We start from the raw sequence: 16998 nt of genomic DNA, 5'->3' as shown, positions 1-16998 counted from the left end.
CTCCCTGTCACCGCCGCGAATGCCCTGCTCCCGCCTGCCGTCGGAACTCGTCCTCTTCGCGAAGCCCGACACGATTTCCGTCGGGGTCGAAGATATTGATGGTCGCGCCCCAGTCGTGACGTTCGATACTCGCCTCGATACCCCGTGAGCGGAGTGTCCCCAGGGTTTCCTCCAGGTCCGCCACGTTGAACCGAAGCTTGGTGGCATTCTCGGCCACCCCCTTGCCTTCAGGACGGGCCACACCGCCGGTCTCGACCATCAAGTAGGCGCCGCCGAAATCCAGGCAGGTCAGTCGGAAATCGCCGTCCTGCTTCTCGAACATCACGGATAACGCGAGGACATCCCGATAAAAGGCCACGCAGGCATCATGATGTTCAGTATTGAGGATCACACCGGTTCGCTGGAGTCGCATCATTTGTTCTCCGTCATTGAAGATGTCGATTGCCGTTTCCAGCATGTTGTATCTCACGACATGCGTTGGTATATCCCGCCTGGCCAAGTCGCCGAGCCCCCTCAAGCCACGCATCTCAACCAGGTGGCATGAAAACGTTCATACTCGACCAGTTTACATTTGTTGTGTTGGCAACTGATCGGTGCAGGCATTTAATACGTCCCGTCGGTCGTCAGTTTCCAATACTCAAGACCTGCCATCGCTGAACGGCCATCGACGCAACGTCGTGGAGCGGCTTTGACATGCACAGATACATTGCCGAGTTCATCGGCACCTTCTGGCTAGTACTCGGTGGTTGTGGCAGTGCCGTACTTACCATAGGCTTCCCTGCTACCGGCACCAGCCTGCTGGTCGTATCCCTGGCCTTCGGCCTGGCAACGCTCACCATGGGGTTCGCCATCGGGCATATCTCGGGCTGCCACCTGAATCCGGCGGTGTCGATCGGACTCTGGGCGGGCGGACGCTTCCCTGCTCGCGAACTGCCATACTATACCGTCTCGCAGATCCTCGGTGCGCTGATCGCCGCTGGCGTCCTGTATCTCGTCGCTTCCGGCAAACCCGGTTTCGATTTCTCCCATGGCTTCGGCGCCAACGGTTACGGCAAGCACTCACCAGGCGGCTACGATCTGATATCGGCACTGCTCGTCGAGGTCGTGATGACGATGATCTTCCTGTTCGTCATTCTCGGCAGCACCGACAGGCGCGCTCCACGCAATGTTGCGCCACTGGCCAGCGGCCTGTGCCTGACGCTCATCTATCTGGCCAGCATCCCGGTCACCAACGGCTCGATCAACCCGGCACGCAGTACCGGCATTGCGCTGCTCGTCGGCGACTGGGCGCTGGCGCAACTCTGGCTTTTCTGGGTGGCACCGATCCTGGGCGGACTGCTCGGCGCCATCCTCTACCGCATGGTCAGCGGGGCCTGGCGAGACCAGGAAGAGGATGACCGGCGCCGCCAGCTGGAAAACAATGGCAAGCGTGCCGTCTGATGACACTATTAACCTGGCAATCAAATAGATCGTCCTGATCTATCTGATTGTCGCCCGCACCACGCTGGCGCAGATGCGTGGATCTTCTGGTGTGGCGCGGGCTCGCGCCGGCCTGAGCACTCATTCCGCTCGAGCAATCACTCGCTCGCGCGGCCAGCGCACTTTCTTGAGCCCGGCGAGCCAGTCAGTTTTCGTGTCGCGATAACCGAGCGTCACCACCACGGCACTGCGCAGCCCCCGAGCCGGAAGATCCAGAACCTCATCGAGGGCCGCCGGATCGAAGCCTTCCATGGGCGTGGCATCAACTCGCTCCATGGCGGCAGCCGTCAGCACCATGCCCATCGCCAGGTAGGCCTGCCGGGCGGCCCACTGGTGCCGCGCCTGTGGTGTCGACAAGCGATCGACCGCACTTGCCACGGTCTGGCGATAACCGTCCAGGGACGACAGTTCCACCCCGCGTTCCTCGGCAGTCAGCGTCATCAACTGGTCGACCTCGGCCTCGCCGATGCTCTCCCAGGTAGCAAACACCAGCAGATGAGACCCCTCGACGATCTGGGGCTGATGGAACATCGCCGGCTGGCAGCGCTCGCGCAGCTCCGGCGTATCGACCACCACCACCGAGTACGGCTGCAAGCCATAGGACGAGGGCGCCAGGTGCGCTGCATCCAGGATGCGCTCCACCGTTGCCTCGGGAACGCGACGGCCATTCATTCGCTTGGCGGCATAGCGCCAGTTCAACGCCGTATCCAACATTTCAAGACTCCTTGGGTTGATGCGCAGCAGAGCGCGTCGAGGGTTGTGCGGCACGCCAGGCCGCATACTGGAATACCAGGGTACCGGCAATGACCAGGCCACCGGCGGCAGCCAGGTTGGGCGGCGCCGACTCCCCCAGGAAGAGCACGGCGATAGCGGTACCCATGATGGCGGCGACGGTACCGATCTGACTCAGGTAGACCGGACCGGCCAGCCGCTGAAGAATGAAGAAGAACAGATACAGGACCGTGAAGATCCCCGTCTCGACCAACAGCAGGCCGACTGCCGCAGGCGAGGCGAATAGCGCGCCGAACTGCGCCGATTCGGTACTTATCGCGATCGGCAGCAAGCCGAGGGCGGCGCCCGCCAGCACCAGGCCGGTGAGATAGGTAAGTGGCACACCCTCCGGCCAACGCCATGTCCGATAGATATTGCCCATGGCCAGCGTCAGGGGCAGCAGCAGGATCAGCAACGACCAGCCCAATTGGCCACCGCCGACGCTGGCCTTGGACAAGGCCAGCACGACGCCACCGGCCAGCCCCAGCAACACGCCGCCCAACCGGTCCCAGCGTAGTGACTCCATTCGCAGGAGTACCGCCAGCAACCAGGTCACCAATATCGGGAAAGCGAAGCTCAACGAGACGAATCCCGCTCCGACATGGCGCACCGCCAGGAAGCCAAGTGCATTGGGCATGGCCAGCAGAACCCCGGAAACCAGTGCGTACTCGATGATGCGGCGGTCGATCCTCCAGCGCCCCCGCTTCGGCAACGACAGCAACAGCAAGGCAGTACTGGCACCCCCCATGGCCACCATCAGGAAGGTGAGTCGCGGCAACGCCATTGCATCAGCGAACTTGGCAATGCTCAGCGACAGGGCCAGCAGAGTTCCCACCAGCAGCAGGCAGCCCAGCGCCTTGATGACGTCGGCCTTGTGTCCCGTGGGTGTATTCGCCATTCTGTGCTCCTCTATCTCGTCGTCGTGTATCACGACAAAAAGAATCTTAGTATCAAGATAAATGGATGGCAAGACCTATGGACCGAGTCAGTGTCGCGATTGACCAGTGGCGCCGGGAATGCCCGGAGCTCGAGCTACTCCCCATGGAGCTGACCGCCCGCCTGGGGGCCGTCAGTCGACATATCACCCACGACTATCTGGAGCCCTTCTTCAACGAACGCGGCGTGCAATCGAGAGAGTTCGACGTGCTCGCGACCTTGCGTCGCGCCGGCGAACCCTACGCCCTGACACCGACTCAGTTGTTCAAGGTGCTGATGTTTTCCTCGGGGGGCATGACCAATCAGCTCGACCGCCTGGAAAAGGCCGGTTTGATCGCGCGTCGCCCCAACCCGGACGATCGCCGCAGCATGCTGGTGACACTGACGGAGGCAGGGCTCGAGCTCGTGGACAGTACCATCGCGCCGCACGTGGACAACGAGGCCCGGGCGCTCTCGCCGCTGAGCGATGAGGAGCAGCGCACATTGAATGCACTGCTGGCCAAGCTGATGGGAGGGCTGGAGGCCGATATGTAACGATGCGGACCATCGCCCGCCAGCGACAGTGTCGTCATGCCCATGAGGGTGGCCAACACCCCGTTACAGCCAACGCTTGCGCCTGAACAGATAGAGCATGCCGGCTACCAACGACAACATGACGCCGATCACGATGAAATAGCCGTAACGGAACGACAGTTCGGGCATATAGGCGAAGTTCATGCCATAGAGTCCTGCCAGAAAGCTCAGCGGCACGAAGATGGCGGTGATCACCGTGAGAATCCGCATGGTGCTGTTGAGCTGATGCGCCGACAAGGACAGGTAACCATCCACCAGGTCGCCGCAGATATCGTAGTACATCTGGGTCAGGCTCAGCAGGCGCTCGAAGCGTTCGTGCACGTCGTTGATGGCATGCAGGGTTTCCTCGTTGGCACGAGGCAGGTGATCGTAGTCGTAACCGATCAGTTCCTGGGTGATGCCGACATGGTAGTTGAAGATACGACGCATCTTCACCAGCCGAGAGCGATAGGCGATGACCCGGCGCATCAAGGCATCGCTGCCCTCATTGGTGAGGGCATCCTCGAGGTCGCTGAGTTGTGTCTCGAATGCCAGCAGGCTCTCCAGGTAAAAACCTGCCGAAATGTACATGATGCGGAGTGCAACATATTCAGGAGAGCGCCCGAGAAGACGTTCCCCTTCGCGCTCGAACAACCGGTCCACGCTCATCGCCCGCCCCGGATGCAGGCTGATCAGAAAGCGTTTGCCCAGCAGGAAGGCCATCTGCTGAGGCACATAGTCGATCTCGTCGTCGAAGGAGGAAATGCCGCGGTAGAGGATCAGGGTATGATCGTCGAATTCCTCGATCTTGGGCGGGTGGCGATCGCGATGGGCATCGTCGATGGCCATGGGGTGGCAGCCGAAGGCTTCCAGCAACTCCCGCTCACGTTCCACGGCCTCACCCTGCAGGTCGATCCAGATGCGACTGTCCGGCGACGCGCGCCAGCGCGCGATCAATTCTTCGCCCCCCAGTGAAGCATGGCCATCGGCGTCCAGAAGCAGGGTTCGAATCATCGTCTTGTCATCTCTAGCTGATAAACTCTCTCAAGATACGGCAAGTGATTCGGCCTGCCTATGTCACTGGAACCAGCGGCCAGAGGCTGTCCATTGGCCGCTGGCCGCCCATCATCTTCGAACGGATGCGACACCCTCATGACGCCATCGCCTCGACACAACCTCGCCGAGGTCTTTCGCGCTTTCCTCCTGCTGGGACTGAGTGCCTTCGGGGGGCCCATTGCCCATCTCGGTTACTTCCGCGCCGAATTCGTGACTCGCCGCCGTTGGCTCGACGAGCATGCCTACGCTGATATGGTCGCGCTGTGCCAGTTTCTCCCCGGGCCGGCCAGCAGTCAGGTCGGGTTTGCCTTGGGACTGATGCGCGCAGGGCCGCTGGGAGGCCTGGCCGCCTGGACGGCTTTCACCCTGCCCTCGGCGCTGCTGCTGATGCTGTTCGCACTGGGGGCCGGCAATCTGGATGGCCCCCTGGGTACCGGCCTGTTGCAGGGCCTGAAGGTGGTCGCAGTGGCCATCGTCGCCCACGCGGTCTGGGGCATGGCACGCAACCTCTGCCCCGACAGTCAACGGGCCGGTATTGCCGTCGCCGCCACCCTGCTGGTTACCGCGCTGGACGGTACCGTCGGCCAGGTACTCACCATCATGCTGGGAGGGCTGGCCGGGCTGCTGTTGTGTCGTGGCGGCCATGAAGCACGACCACCGGTACCGGGTTTCGGGATTTCGCGTCGCGGTGGCCTGATCTGCCTGGGACTCTTTCTCGTGCTGCTGCTGGGCTTGCCATTGTTGGCCTCGACAGGGCCAGGCCTTGCCCTTGTCGATGCCTTCTATCGCGCAGGTGCCCTGGTCTTCGGTGGCGGCCATGTGGTGCTGCCACTGCTCGAGGCCGCTGTCGTCCAGCCCGGCTGGGTGGGTACCGATGACTTCCTGGCCGGCTACGGTGCAGCACAGGCGGTTCCCGGACCGCTATTCACCTTTTCTGCCTACCTGGGGATGGCCGCCGATACGGCCCCCGGCGGGATCATCGGTGCATCGCTGGCGCTGGTGGCCATTTTCTTGCCGGGCATGTTGCTGTTGATGGCAGCGCTGCCGTTCTGGAATGACCTGCGCGAACGCAAGGGTATCCAGGCCCTGATGCGCGGAGCCAATGCCGCGGTGGTGGGACTGCTCGCCGCCACCCTCTATCAGCCCGTGTGGACCAGCGCGATTCTCGGCCCCCATGAGTTCGCCCTCGCCCTGGTCGGTTTCACCCTGCTGACGGTCTGGCGACAACCCGCCTGGCTGGCGGTACTGGTATGCGGGCTGGGCGGCGTGCTGCTGAACCTGCCTGCTGCGGGCTGAAACCTATGAGATGTCAGCGTCGTGAGCGGCTTTCAGCCGATAGAACTCATCGACGACCTCGTCCATGGCCGACGCGTCATAATCGCAGAGCCCACTGACGACCAGTTTCTTGGCCCCACTGCCGATCTCTTCGCCGGCGGCGACGATGCGGAAATCCAGCAGCACGTCGCCCCGCTTGCCGACCACGTCGAGAGAGGAGGCGAGCAGCTCGAGCCCCGGGTCGACGCCGTCCAGACGCTTGAGCGAAAAGCCCATGCTGTCGTAGATCACCAATGGGCGCCGGGGATTGAACATGACGCCACGGTCTTCCATCAGCGGCTTGAGATAGTGAGGGAAGTTCTTGCCTGAAAATGCCACGTAACAACGCGTGAAGGCTTCGATTACCGACTCGTCGTGCGTGACGTCACCGTCGCGACACACTTCGAGATAACACTTGCCGGCATCATCCAGTACCCGAATCAATCCATCATTATCCTCGACGAAAGTCAGCGGAACACTATCGCCGACCATGCTGAGGAAACGAAAGTTCATGTTCTGGGAAAGTCCAAACCGTGCCAGCACCAACGCGAACAACAGATCGCCCGGGACGCAGAAGCGTCGCGCGTCGGGGTTATGGATCGGGTTGAAGTCACCGGCCACACGCTTGGCAAAGCGGCTCGCCTGCTCGGCGGTAATATGGACGCGCGAGCCCGTGCGCGAGTGGTAATCGTCGAGAAACATGCGTCGAAGTCTGCCTGTGTCATTGGCGTTACGGAACCCGCCCGGCATTCCGGCCGGAGCCGCAGATGATGCCATAAAATTCTTTCCAGTGGGCGGTATCCCGCACATCGAGCGCAGGCAACGACTACCTCCCCCCTACCAAAGGGGCAGATCAGAACACCATGTTTTGCAGTGCAAAATGGTAAAATTCCCCGGTTTTCAATCCCTTTTCGTCCACTTTACGACCAAGGATAATAATGATGCTGCAAAGCTTTTGTCGCCTCGCCAGCGGAGGCCGGCGCCACGCTCGCTTCCCTGAGCGCCTCGCGCTCGCCTCCTGCCCGCTCCTCCTTTTCTTCATGGTCACCCCTGCCTTCGCCGCCACCGGAGGCCTCGACCTGACTTCTTCCTTCGTCGGCCTGCTGGCCGTCGCCGTCTTCGTGCTGGCCTATGCCCTGGTCATGGCCGAGGAACGGCTGCACATGCGCAAGTCGAAACCGGTTCTGGTCGCCGCCGGTATCATCTGGGGATTGATCGGCTGGGTCTACGTCAAGGCCGGCATGCCCAGCGAGTCCGAGCATGCCTTTCGCGAGACACTGCTTGAATTCAGCGAACTGATGCTCTTCCTGCTGGTGGCCATGACCTACATCAATGCCATGGAAGAGCGTAACGTCTTCGATGCGCTGCGTTCCTGGATGGTTCGCAAGGGGTTCAGCTACCGCATGCTGTTCTGGCTCACCGGTATCCTGGCCTTCGTCATCTCACCGATTGCCGACAACCTGACCACGGCATTGTTGATGTGTGCCGTGGTCACCAAGGTCGCCGAGGGCGACAAGCGCTTCATCAACCTGGCCTGCGTGAATATCGTGGTGGCCGCCAATGCCGGCGGTGCCTTCAGTCCCTTCGGCGATATCACGACCCTGATGGTCTGGCAGGCCGGCATCGTCCATTTCCAGGAGTTCTTCGCGCTGCTGGTGCCGTCGATGGTCAACTTCCTGATCCCCGCCGCGGTGATGAGCGCCTGCATCAAGAATCGCAAGCCCGCCAGTCTCGCGGAAGATGTCTGGCTCAAGCGGGGCGCCCGCCGCATCATCGTCCTGTTCTTTCTTACCGTGGCAACCGCCGTGGCCTGCCACACCTTGCTGCACCTGCCGCCGGTGCTGGGCATGATGACCGGTCTCGGCTATCTGCAGTTCTTCGGCTATTACCTGCGCCAGAGCCTGCCGCGCTCACTGGAGCGCAAGCGCAGCCGTTACACTCAGCGGGGTGACTGGAAGAAACTCGAGCAACTGGGCAGCGTGGTGCCTTTCGACGTCTTCAACCGTGTGGCACGCGCCGAGTGGGATACTCTGCTGTTTTTCTACGGCGTGGTGATGTGTGTCGGAGGCCTTGGCTTCATGGGGTATCTGGGCCTGCTGTCTGATGTGCTCTATACCCAGTGGCATGCCACCGGCGCCAATATCGCTCTCGGTGTGGTCTCGGCGGTGGTCGACAACATCCCGGTGATGTTCGCCGTGCTGACCATGGAGCCCGACATGTCCCATGGTCACTGGTTGCTGATCACCCTGACCGCCGGTGTCGGCGGCAGCCTGCTATCGGTAGGCTCCGCCGCTGGCGTGGCATTGATGGGTCAGGCACGAGGCAACTACACCTTTATGGGACACCTTCGCTGGACCCCGGTGATCGCCCTGGGCTACATCGCCAGCGTGGCGACACATCTCTGGCTCAATGGGCATAGTTTCACCCTGCATGGTTAGCCCTTCCGCGCCGCCGGCCGCAGGGCCGGCGGCCGGTATATTGAGCCCAGCCATGCATCAGTGTGTCCCCAGGTCCGGGCCGGGATATAGACGCTCGGGCCAATCCAGCAACATGATGGCCAGGACATTGCGATGCTCGCCGTATGCCGGATCGAGGCCACCGTCCTCAGCCGGCACCATGCGGGCCTCGGGGTCATAGGCTGCCAACAGGGCATCGCGTAGCCGGCGCACCGCCGGGTCTGTCTCGCGCCCCGCGAGCAGGAAGCTGATCCCGACTTCGGTATAGATGTCCGCCTTGGTCTCGGCCAGGATCCGCTCCAGATGGCCGGCGAAGTAATCCAGTATCCAGTCGAACTCACCGGGACCAACAGGCCGCTGATAGTAGTCGCTGGCAGCGATCACGAAATGGGTCATCCCGTAGATCTTGTTGCGATAGGAGGCGCGTGACAGCGTCGCATCCCGTTCGGGCGGATAATGCGCCCGAAACGCCTCGATCGATGCCTCACGCAGATCGGCCACGCCCAGCTCATGGAGGTAGTACACCAGATTGGCTACCTGGGCGGCATAGACCTCGATCACCTCGGGATCGGTGACGAAAGCCCGGAAATCGACACGCGCCAGGTAGCGCAGCCCCCGGCGATATTCCGGCAGGTCAGTCTCGTTGAGCAGGCCATGGTAACTGGCCTGCGTCAGGCGAAATGCCAGGCCCTTGGCATAAGCGACTTCAGGCCATTCAGCGAGCATCTTCTTGCGACGACGCTGCTTGGCGGTACGCTCCGGGTAGTCGGTCACCGACGCCTTGGCACGTGCCGCCACGGTCCCGGGCCTATCCAGACCCGTGATGTCCTCGCGCAGCTCGGTGACCAGACGATCTCCATAATCGCGATTGAGCGGCAGGTAGCGCGTCTCGCCGGTCAGGCGATAGAGGCGCTGGGCATAATGCCGACGGTCATCCACCGGCAGGTCGGGCAGGATCTGCTCATAATGCTGACGGATCTCGGCGGCTACCGCCTCGTAACGGGCGTCATCCCGCTGTGCATCGACGGCGCAGCCGGTCAGCCATAGACACAGTGCCAACCATCCAGCCCGGGACACCCATGACTTGAGGGCTGAATTGACCATCGTGTTCATGGACGCTCCTTGCGGCGGCGAGACCGCTCGGGGGGAACCAGCTTGACACGAGCCTTGGGACGTTTCGGCGGCGCCGGCGCTTCCCCCGCTCGCGGACGAGGCGCGGGGCGCTCCACCACCACCCAGGCAAAGACCGGCAGGGCCAGCTGCCAGCGAATCGCCGCCAGACGAAGTCCCAGCGTCGTCGCCAGGGCGGCACTGGTAGCAGCCAACAAGGACAGACTCAGCGTCTCCAGGGTCACGAACACCATGCCACCGGCGATCGAAGCCGTCGCGTAGATTTCCTGACGCAATACCATGGGTACACGACGTGCCAGCACATCGCGCATCATGCCGCCCGCCACCCCGGTCAGCAGTCCCATCAGCACCGCCACCACTCCCGGGGCATCCAGCAGCATCGCCTTGTAAGTACCGATCACGGTGAACAGTGCCAGGCCGAAGGCATCCGCCACCGGCAGGAAGACGCGCGACAGGCGATGAATGTAATGAAAGCCCAGGATGGACAGCCCTACGGTCGCCAGGATGACCCAGAGATACGCCGGGTCCTCGACCCAGAACACCGGCCGCACACCGAGCACCAGGTCACGCAGGGTACCGCCGCCGATCCCCGTCATGGCGGCGAGCACCAGCATGCCGAAAGGGTCCATCCGCGAACGGCAGGCCAGGATCACCCCCGACAGCGCGAAGACGATCACCCCCATCATGTCCAGCCAATATATCCACTCGGGCACGAGCTTTCTCCTTGTGTGTTCGCTACCAGCATAACCAACAACGCATCGTCGGTGCCGCTGACTACCGGACGCTGATGGCATGCCAGTTTCGAATCCAGCTTGCTGATCCCCGCTGTGCGGGTGCCGCCAGGGCTCGATAACGGGTTCTTCCGGAGCAAGGAGGGAAGCATCAACGGCTATTGACGCGTCAGTTGAGCCTGATCGAGATGCGGGCCTTCCATCCGCGGGGACGACACCAGTGCGTCAGGGCCACCGAAACGCGCCAGTTGCATTTCCCGCAGACGACTCAGGGTACGACGAAAGGGAAAAGCCAGGTGCCCCGCGGGATAGAGCCCTTCCATGGAAACTCGGGCTTCGACATGCAGGGGAACGCCACGGTCATAGCATTCATCGACCAGGGCAATGAACCGGCGTACGCCGTCATCTTGTCGGGACAGCGCCGGCAGCTCGCGGTCGCCGGCTTCGACCCTGGTGCCGGCATCCTCGGTGCCACGCGCGATCCTCGCGGCGACGGGCGTGCCACCGAGACACGGCACCTCGCCGAGCAGAACATGATGAAAGCGGTCACACAGGGCGATGAAGTCCAGGGCCGCCAACGGCCGTTCGCAGAGGGCCGCATAACGGCACCACACGACTGACTCGCTCCGGGCCTCCACGTCGATCGGCAGGTGAGCCAGGGTGAAAGGCTCGGTACACGCGGCGTCATCGCCGTTGAGCCGCTCGAAGACCCTCGGCAGCACACTCGCCTCGCCCTCGCCGCGCACCCAATAGCGTTGTTCGATCGCTCCCGGATGGCGTCGATGATCCTGGTCGCCGTCCAGGTGCACCACCCGGGTATTGCGCTCGATGGCCTCGATGGCCGGCAGGAAACGCTCACGATTAAAGCCGTCGGCATAGAGCCCCGAGGGCGCCTGATTGGACGTGGTCACCAGGGTCACGCCCTGCTCGAACAGCTCTCCCAGCAAACGACCCAGCAGCATGGCATCGGCGATATCGGTGACGAACAGCTCATCGAGGCACAGCACACGTGCCTCGGCGCTCAACTCGACGGCCAGCCGATGCAACGGATCGGCAGTCCCCGTCAATTGGAACTGGCGACGATGCACCCAGCGCATGAAGTGATGGAAGTGCTGCCGCTTCGACGGAACCGCCAGCGCCCGGTGGAAACGATCCATCAGCCAGGTCTTGCCTCGCCCCACCGTGCCCCACAGGTAAACGCCCGGGACAGACTTCTCGCCACGCTCCAGGGCACGGTGGGCGTCCTCGAGCGCGTCGACCGCCCGCCGCTGGGCCTCATCCGCCACGAAGCCATTCTCCAGGGCGCGTCGATAAGCGGCCAGGGGGGATGTCATGTGTCGGCTCCACGCCACGTCTTGAGCAGGGTCACCACGCCCAGTACCAGGCCGCCGGCCACTACGCCGACGACCAGATTGAGCAGCATCGGGGTCAGGCCGTGCACGATGGCATCGAGCAATGTCAGCAGACTGGCTCCGGCCACGAGGACCTCCTCTGTCGCGATGGTGAACGTGTAGACTCCAGCATAACCGCAGACTTCATCCGCGCCGAGCATGAAGATGATCGCGCAAGCGAAAAAGCCCCGCCAACCTGGCGGGGCAAGACAAGGAGAGAATCGCCGATTCAGCCGAGCTGGAAGGGGTAGACGCTACCGATGCGCAGGATACGGGTCAGTTCGTCGAGGGCGGCGAGGGTCTCCTCGGCGAGTTTCGGGTCGGCCAGGTCGTCGGGCGCCAGGCGGTCCCGGTAGTGACGTTCGACCCAGGTCGTCAGCGCTGCGTAGAGGTCGTCGTCGAGCAGCACCCGGCCGGAGACGGCGGCGCGCTCCGACGCCGAGAGCGCCACGCGCAGCCTCAGGCAGGCCGGACCGCCGCCGTTGCGCATGCTCTGTTTGACGTCCTTGACCACCACCTCGCCGATCGGGTTGTTGCCGGCCAGCAGATGATCCTGGATGCAACGCCAGACCGCCTCGCGCTCCTGGCATTCGCCGGGTACCACCAGGGTCATGGTGCCATCGGGATTGCTGAGCAGCTGGGAGTTGAACAGATACGACGCCACGGCATCGTCGAGACCGACCGCCTCGCGCGGCACTCGCACCGGGATCAGCGGCTCGGGCATCCTGGCACGCAGCGCCTCCAGGGTGCCCTCCTCATCGCGGAAGGCCATCTCATGATAGAGCAGCACGGGGCCATTGCCCACCGCGATGACATCGTTATGGAAGACGCCGGCATCGATGGCCTCGGGATGCTGCTGGGCAAACACCGTCTGCGCATCGCCGAGCCCGTGCTGACGCGCCACCGCCTGACTGGCTTCCAGAGTCTGGCGAGCGGGATAGCGACGCGGCTCGACGCCATCGCCGCCGAACGCCTGGCGACCATAGACGTAGAGATGCACCCCGGCCTCGCCGTGCCCCGCGCACAGCCGGGTGTGGTTGGCCGCTCCCTCGTCGGAAAAGGCCGGCGTGGCGGGCAGCACCGGATGGTGTGCGAAACGCGTCTCGTCGGCGAAGATCGAAGCCAGGACGCGGCCGGTAGTGGCCGGTTCCAGGTAACGATGGAAGCTCGACTGCAGGTTGGCCGGCGTGAAATGCACCCGACCGTCGGCGGCGTCGACGCTCGGCGTCACCGTCCCCGCATTGGCGGTCCACATGCTGGAAGCGGAACACACCGCACGCAACAGCTGCGGCGCGTCATGCGCGGCCCGGGAGAGCACCCGGGCATCGTCGCCGCCGAACCCCAGGGCGCGCAGGGCGCCCAGGTCCGGGCGCTGCTGGGGTGGCAGCACGCCCTGGGCATAACCGGCGTCCATCAGCGACTTCATCTTCTCGAGCCCCTGGAGGGCCGCCTCGCGAGGGTTGGCGACCAGGCCCTGATGGGTCATCGAGGCCACATTACCATGGGCCAGCCCCGAGTAATTGTGGGTCGGCCCTACCAGGCCATCGAAGTTGACTTCGCGAACATCGAATCCGTCTCGCCGGGCATCGCTCATAGCGTCACCCCCGGCGGCAGCTTGTCGGGCAGGTGCAGGTCCTCGCTCTCCATGGAGGCCACCGGGTAGGCGCAGTAGTCGGCGGCATAGTAGGCACTGGGGCGATGGTTGCCGCTGTCGCCCACGCCGCCGAAGGGCGCGTCGCCGGAGGCACCGGTGGTCTGGCGGTTCCAGTTGACGATGCCGGCGCGGATGCGCAGCAGGAAGTCATCCCAGTCGCCCCGTTCGCCACCGATCAGGCCGGCGGAGAGGCCATAGCGGGTGTCGTTGGCGAGCCGCAGCGCCTCGTCCCAGTCGCTGTAGCGATAGACCTTGAGCAGCGGGCCGAAATGCTCTTCATCGGGCACGTCCAGGCCGGTGACATCGATCAGCGCGGGCGACAGCAGGCTGGTCCCCTCCTCCAGGCGCGCCATGCGCGACAGTACCGTGCCGCCTCGAGCCTCCAGATCCGCCTGGGCGTCGAGCAGCCCATCCGCCGCGTCCAGGGTCGCCAGGCCACCATAGAAGCCAGCCGGCTCGGCGAACTGGCCGGCCACCCGCAGCTTGTCGATGGCCTCGCTCAGTGCCTCCAGCAGGCGATCCCCCACCGGCCCGCGAGGAACGATCAAGCGGCGCGCGCAGGTGCAGCGCTGGCCACCGGACAGGAAGGCCGACTGCAGGATGGTCAGCACGGCCGCGTCCTGGTCCGGCACATCCTTGACCACCAGCGGGTTGTTGCCACCGAGCTCCAGGGCCAGGATCTTGCCGAGCTGCTCGGCGAACTGGCGCTGCAGCAGGCCGCCGACCTTGGCGCTGCCAGTGAACAGCAGGCCATCGATGCCTGGATGCCGTGACAATGCCTGCCCCACCGGCGCCGCGCCCTGCACCAGGTTGATGACGCCTTCGGGCAGGCCGGCCTCGCGCCAGCATTGCAGGGTCAGGTCGGCGGTCAGCGGCGTCTGCTCGCTGGGCTTGAAGACCACCGTGTTGCCGGCCAGCAGTGCAGGCACGATATGGCCGTTGGGCAGGTGGCCCGGGAAGTTGTAGGGGCCGAACACCGCCATCACGCCATGGGGACGATGGCGCAGCACCGCCCGGGCATCACCCAGGTCACGCTCGCGCTCGCCGGCACGTTCCTGCTGGGCGCGAATCGAGATCGCCACCTTGCCGATCATGGCACCGACCTCGGTGCGCGCTTCCCACAACGGCTTGCCGGTTTCGTGGGCGATGGCCGTGGCCAGCGATTCACGGTGGGTTTCCAGCACTTCGCGGAAGCGCTCCACCAGGGCCTTGCGCTCCTCCAGGGGCGTGCGCGCCCAGGCCGGCATGGCGGCCCGGGCGGCCTCCACCGCCGCGCCCACCTGAACCTCGCTGGCGGCACCGCCGGACCACAGCGCTTCGCCGCCAACGGGGTCATGCTTGGCGAATGTCTCGGCCTCGCCGGACTGCCATTGGCCGCCGATCAGTAGCTGTTGCGTCGCCTTCATCATGTCTCCTCGTCGGTATCCAGAATGCGCAGGGTGTCGCCCGAGCCGACCTCGAGCCGCTCGGCTTCGGCCTCGCTCAGAGTCAGCACGCCCTCTGTATCGGGACCGCGTCCCACCCAGGCCGCGCGGAAGTCGGCCATGATGGTGTTGGCAGCCAGCCAGCGCGGGCGCGGTGTCTGTTCCAGCTCGCCGGCCTTGATTTCGACCCGACAGGTCCGCGACAGGCGCACGCCGCGCACGTCGTCGATATAGGCCTCCACGGTGGGCCCGCCATCGAAGATGTCGATGAAGCCTTCCCAGCGCAGCCCTTCCTTCTTGAGCATCGCCAACGCCGGGCGCGTGTGCTCGTGTACCTGGCCGATGCAGGCGCGTGCCTCTTCGGAGAGAAAGGGCGTGTAGATCGGGAACTTGGGCATCAGCTCGCCGATGAAACTCTTCTGGCCCAGCCCGGTGAGCCGATCGGCCTCGTTGAAGTCCATGGGGAAGAAGTGGCTGCCCAGGCACTCCCAGAAGGGGCTACGCCCCGACTCATCGAACAGGCCACGCATCTCCGCCAGGACCTTGTCGGGAAAGCCATCGCGGAATTCAGCCATGAACAGCCAGCGCATCATCGACAGAAGCGCGCCGTTGCGTTCGTGGCGGCGATCGGCACCACGATACTCGGGGCGCAGGAACAGCGAAGCCACCTCGGCATCGCCGGTATGGTCCGAGCTCAGAAAGAGCGTATCGATGGTGCGGTGCAAGTCGAGCTGCACCGAGGAATGCGCCAGGGTGCCGACGCGATAGTGGTAAAAGGGAATCTCGCGTCCCACCTGGCTCTCAATGGCGCAGCAGCCGGCGAGGCGGCCTTCGACCTCGTCCTCGAGCACGAAGAAGTACAGGCGCCTGTCTTCCGGTGTCTCGCCATTGAAGGCACTCACCGCCGAAGCGATCTTGGCGGCCAGGAAGGGCTCATTATCGGGCAGCGAGGTGAACCCCACTCCCGTTTCACGGGCCACTGCCCGCAGTTCGTCCAGGTCGGACTCGGCAATCGGTCGGATGCGCATTACAACTCTCCCTCGTCGTAACCCGGATCATGCTCGGCACCGGCGAGTGCCAGCGGCGCGGCAAGCACGGCGCGGCCTTCCTCGACGCCGAGCAACTCGGCGTGCTCCGGCGACAGCATCAACTGGCCGGTGGGTGACAGGGCATAGCGCGCCACCACGCAGCGGAAATCGTCGAGGCGCTGATTGGCCACCATGGCCGGCTCGGCATCCGGCAACGAATGGGGCGGACGAATGCGTACCGGATGCCAGGCGGCATGGCGAAAACTCTCGAGCCGCTCGCGTTCGCCCTTGATTACCGGGCCGGCATCGAAGATGTCGACATGTCGCGAACGCAGGAAGCCTTCGGCGAGCATCTCGTTCATGGCCGACTCGTGCTCCGGATGCTCGCGGCCCACGGCGGCCCGTGCCTGGGGCGTGAGCAGCGCCTGGTAGAGCGGAAACTGCGGCATCACCTCGGCGATGAAGCTCTTCGAGCGCACCCCGGCCACATAGTTGATCTCTTGGAAATCGCGCACGAAGAAATGGCGCCCCACGCTGTTCCAGAAGGGCGACTGCTGCTCGTCGTCCAGATAACCGGGGAAGGCCATCGCCAGGATCTCGGCGAATCGCTCCGGGTACTGGGCGATGAACATCAAGCGAGCACGGCGCAGCAGGCTCTCGGCGCTGGTGCCCCGGTAGTGAGCGTCGAGCGAGTAAGCACATAACAGGCTGGCTTCGGAGACCTCATGAGAGAGCGACAGCGTCTGCACTTCGCGACGTACGTCGAGCTGCTGCGAGGCGTGAATCAGCGTCTCCTGACGGTAGGTGTAGTAGGCCTCCCGGGCACCGGCCTGGGCGCGGATGGTGGCGGTACCCACCGCCTCCCCTCGCTCCAGGTCCTCGAGCACGAAGGTATAGTGCTCGTCGCCGGGAAACTCCACCTCGGCCTCGAAGGCCCGCTGTGAGCGCGCGATGCGCTCCTCCAGTCGGTCGCGGTGCGCCGGCAGGTTGGTCAGGCGCGGCGTGGCGCTGCCCGCCAGCCGCTCAAGGGCCGGCAGATCCGCCGGCCGGGCAGGACGTACCACCAACATGTCAT

The 16998-nt window shown here is 64.0% G+C and carries 17 protein-coding genes; 4 read left to right on the top strand and 13 right to left on the bottom strand.

The window, feature by feature from the left end; genetic code table 11:
- Positions 1–7: 7 nt before the first annotated feature.
- Positions 8–457, bottom strand: a complete 450-nt coding sequence (locus tag RSO41_RS14390) for a VOC family protein (RefSeq protein ID WP_315619850.1) — start codon at positions 455–457, stop codon at positions 8–10.
- A gap of 236 nt (positions 458–693) precedes the next feature.
- On the opposite strand from RSO41_RS14390, the gene aqpZ reads away from it, so the two are divergent.
- The gene (gene aqpZ / locus RSO41_RS14385; protein ID WP_315619849.1) at positions 694–1440 is read left to right on the top strand and encodes an aquaporin Z; all 747 of its coding nucleotides are present in this window, start codon (positions 694–696) and stop codon (positions 1438–1440) included.
- 120 nt (positions 1441–1560) lie between these two features.
- Here the strand turns inward: aqpZ and RSO41_RS14380 are convergent, their stop codons facing one another.
- On the bottom strand, positions 1561–2193 hold the full coding sequence (locus tag RSO41_RS14380) for an NAD(P)H-dependent oxidoreductase (protein WP_315619848.1): 633 nt from the start codon (positions 2191–2193) through the stop codon (positions 1561–1563).
- 1 nt (position 2194) lies between these two features.
- A complete protein-coding gene (locus RSO41_RS14375; protein WP_315619846.1) occupies positions 2195–3148 on the bottom strand; it encodes a DMT family transporter in 954 nt (317 codons plus the stop codon).
- Positions 3149–3213: 65 nt separating this feature from the next.
- Here RSO41_RS14375 and RSO41_RS14370 point away from each other — a divergent pair, with 65 nt between their 5' ends.
- Positions 3214–3720: a MarR family transcriptional regulator gene (locus RSO41_RS14370; RefSeq protein WP_315619845.1), complete on the top strand. Its 507-nt coding sequence runs from the start codon at positions 3214–3216 to the stop codon at positions 3718–3720.
- Positions 3721–3783: 63 nt separating this feature from the next.
- Here the strand turns inward: RSO41_RS14370 and RSO41_RS14365 are convergent, their stop codons facing one another.
- Positions 3784–4752, bottom strand: coding sequence for a magnesium transporter CorA family protein (locus RSO41_RS14365; RefSeq protein ID WP_315619844.1), 969 nt, complete (start codon positions 4750–4752; stop codon positions 3784–3786).
- Positions 4753–4890: 138 nt separating this feature from the next.
- Between RSO41_RS14365 and chrA the strand changes: the two genes are divergently transcribed.
- Positions 4891–6090, top strand: a complete 1200-nt coding sequence (gene chrA / locus RSO41_RS14360; RefSeq protein WP_315619842.1) for a chromate efflux transporter — start codon at positions 4891–4893, stop codon at positions 6088–6090.
- 3 nt (positions 6091–6093) lie between these two features.
- Here the strand turns inward: chrA and RSO41_RS14355 are convergent, their stop codons facing one another.
- Entirely contained in the window at positions 6094–6810 is a 717-nt protein-coding gene (locus tag RSO41_RS14355; RefSeq protein WP_315619840.1) for a DUF3581 family protein, read from the bottom strand.
- A gap of 338 nt (positions 6811–7148) precedes the next feature.
- On the opposite strand from RSO41_RS14355, the gene nhaD reads away from it, so the two are divergent.
- Complete coding sequence (gene nhaD, locus RSO41_RS14350) at positions 7149–8546, top strand: sodium:proton antiporter NhaD (RefSeq protein ID WP_315619912.1); 1398 nt, start codon at positions 7149–7151, stop codon at positions 8544–8546.
- Between the two features lie 57 nt (positions 8547–8603).
- Here nhaD and RSO41_RS14345 read toward each other — a convergent pair whose 3' ends face one another.
- From RSO41_RS14345 to RSO41_RS14310, 8 genes are all read right to left on the bottom strand, one after another.
- Entirely contained in the window at positions 8604–9677 is a 1074-nt protein-coding gene (locus tag RSO41_RS14345; RefSeq protein WP_315619838.1) for a DUF3541 domain-containing protein, read from the bottom strand.
- Positions 9674–10381, bottom strand: a complete 708-nt coding sequence (locus tag RSO41_RS14340; protein WP_410000341.1) for a trimeric intracellular cation channel family protein — start codon at positions 10379–10381, stop codon at positions 9674–9676. The genes RSO41_RS14345 and RSO41_RS14340 overlap by 4 nt, the downstream gene beginning before the upstream one ends.
- A gap of 203 nt (positions 10382–10584) precedes the next feature.
- Complete coding sequence (gene zapE, locus RSO41_RS14335) at positions 10585–11760, bottom strand: cell division protein ZapE (RefSeq protein WP_315619835.1); 1176 nt, start codon at positions 11758–11760, stop codon at positions 10585–10587.
- Positions 11757–11906: a hypothetical protein gene (locus RSO41_RS14330; protein ID WP_315619834.1), complete on the bottom strand. Its 150-nt coding sequence runs from the start codon at positions 11904–11906 to the stop codon at positions 11757–11759. The genes zapE and RSO41_RS14330 overlap by 4 nt, the downstream gene beginning before the upstream one ends.
- Before the next feature lie 140 nt (positions 11907–12046).
- Positions 12047–13411 carry an N-succinylarginine dihydrolase gene (gene astB, locus RSO41_RS14325; protein WP_315619833.1) on the bottom strand — a complete coding sequence of 455 codons (1365 nt, stop codon included), beginning with the start codon at positions 13409–13411 and terminating at the stop codon, positions 12047–12049.
- Complete coding sequence (gene astD, locus RSO41_RS14320) at positions 13408–14877, bottom strand: succinylglutamate-semialdehyde dehydrogenase (protein ID WP_315619831.1); 1470 nt, start codon at positions 14875–14877, stop codon at positions 13408–13410. Before astD ends, astB begins: the two co-directional genes overlap by 4 nt.
- Positions 14877–15923: an arginine N-succinyltransferase gene (gene astA, locus RSO41_RS14315; protein WP_315619830.1), complete on the bottom strand. Its 1047-nt coding sequence runs from the start codon at positions 15921–15923 to the stop codon at positions 14877–14879. The genes astD and astA overlap by 1 nt, the downstream gene beginning before the upstream one ends.
- The gene (locus RSO41_RS14310; RefSeq protein WP_315619828.1) at positions 15923–16993 is read right to left on the bottom strand and encodes an arginine N-succinyltransferase; all 1071 of its coding nucleotides are present in this window, start codon (positions 16991–16993) and stop codon (positions 15923–15925) included. Before RSO41_RS14310 ends, astA begins: the two co-directional genes overlap by 1 nt.
- Positions 16994–16998: the final 5 nt, after the last annotated feature.

It is taken from the genome of Halomonas sp. I1 (genome assembly GCF_032334135.1).
Classification (GTDB): domain Bacteria; phylum Pseudomonadota; class Gammaproteobacteria; order Pseudomonadales; family Halomonadaceae; genus Halomonas.
The sequence above is the reverse complement of the archived record's forward strand: the minus strand, read 5'-3'. Positions and strand labels throughout refer to the sequence as shown.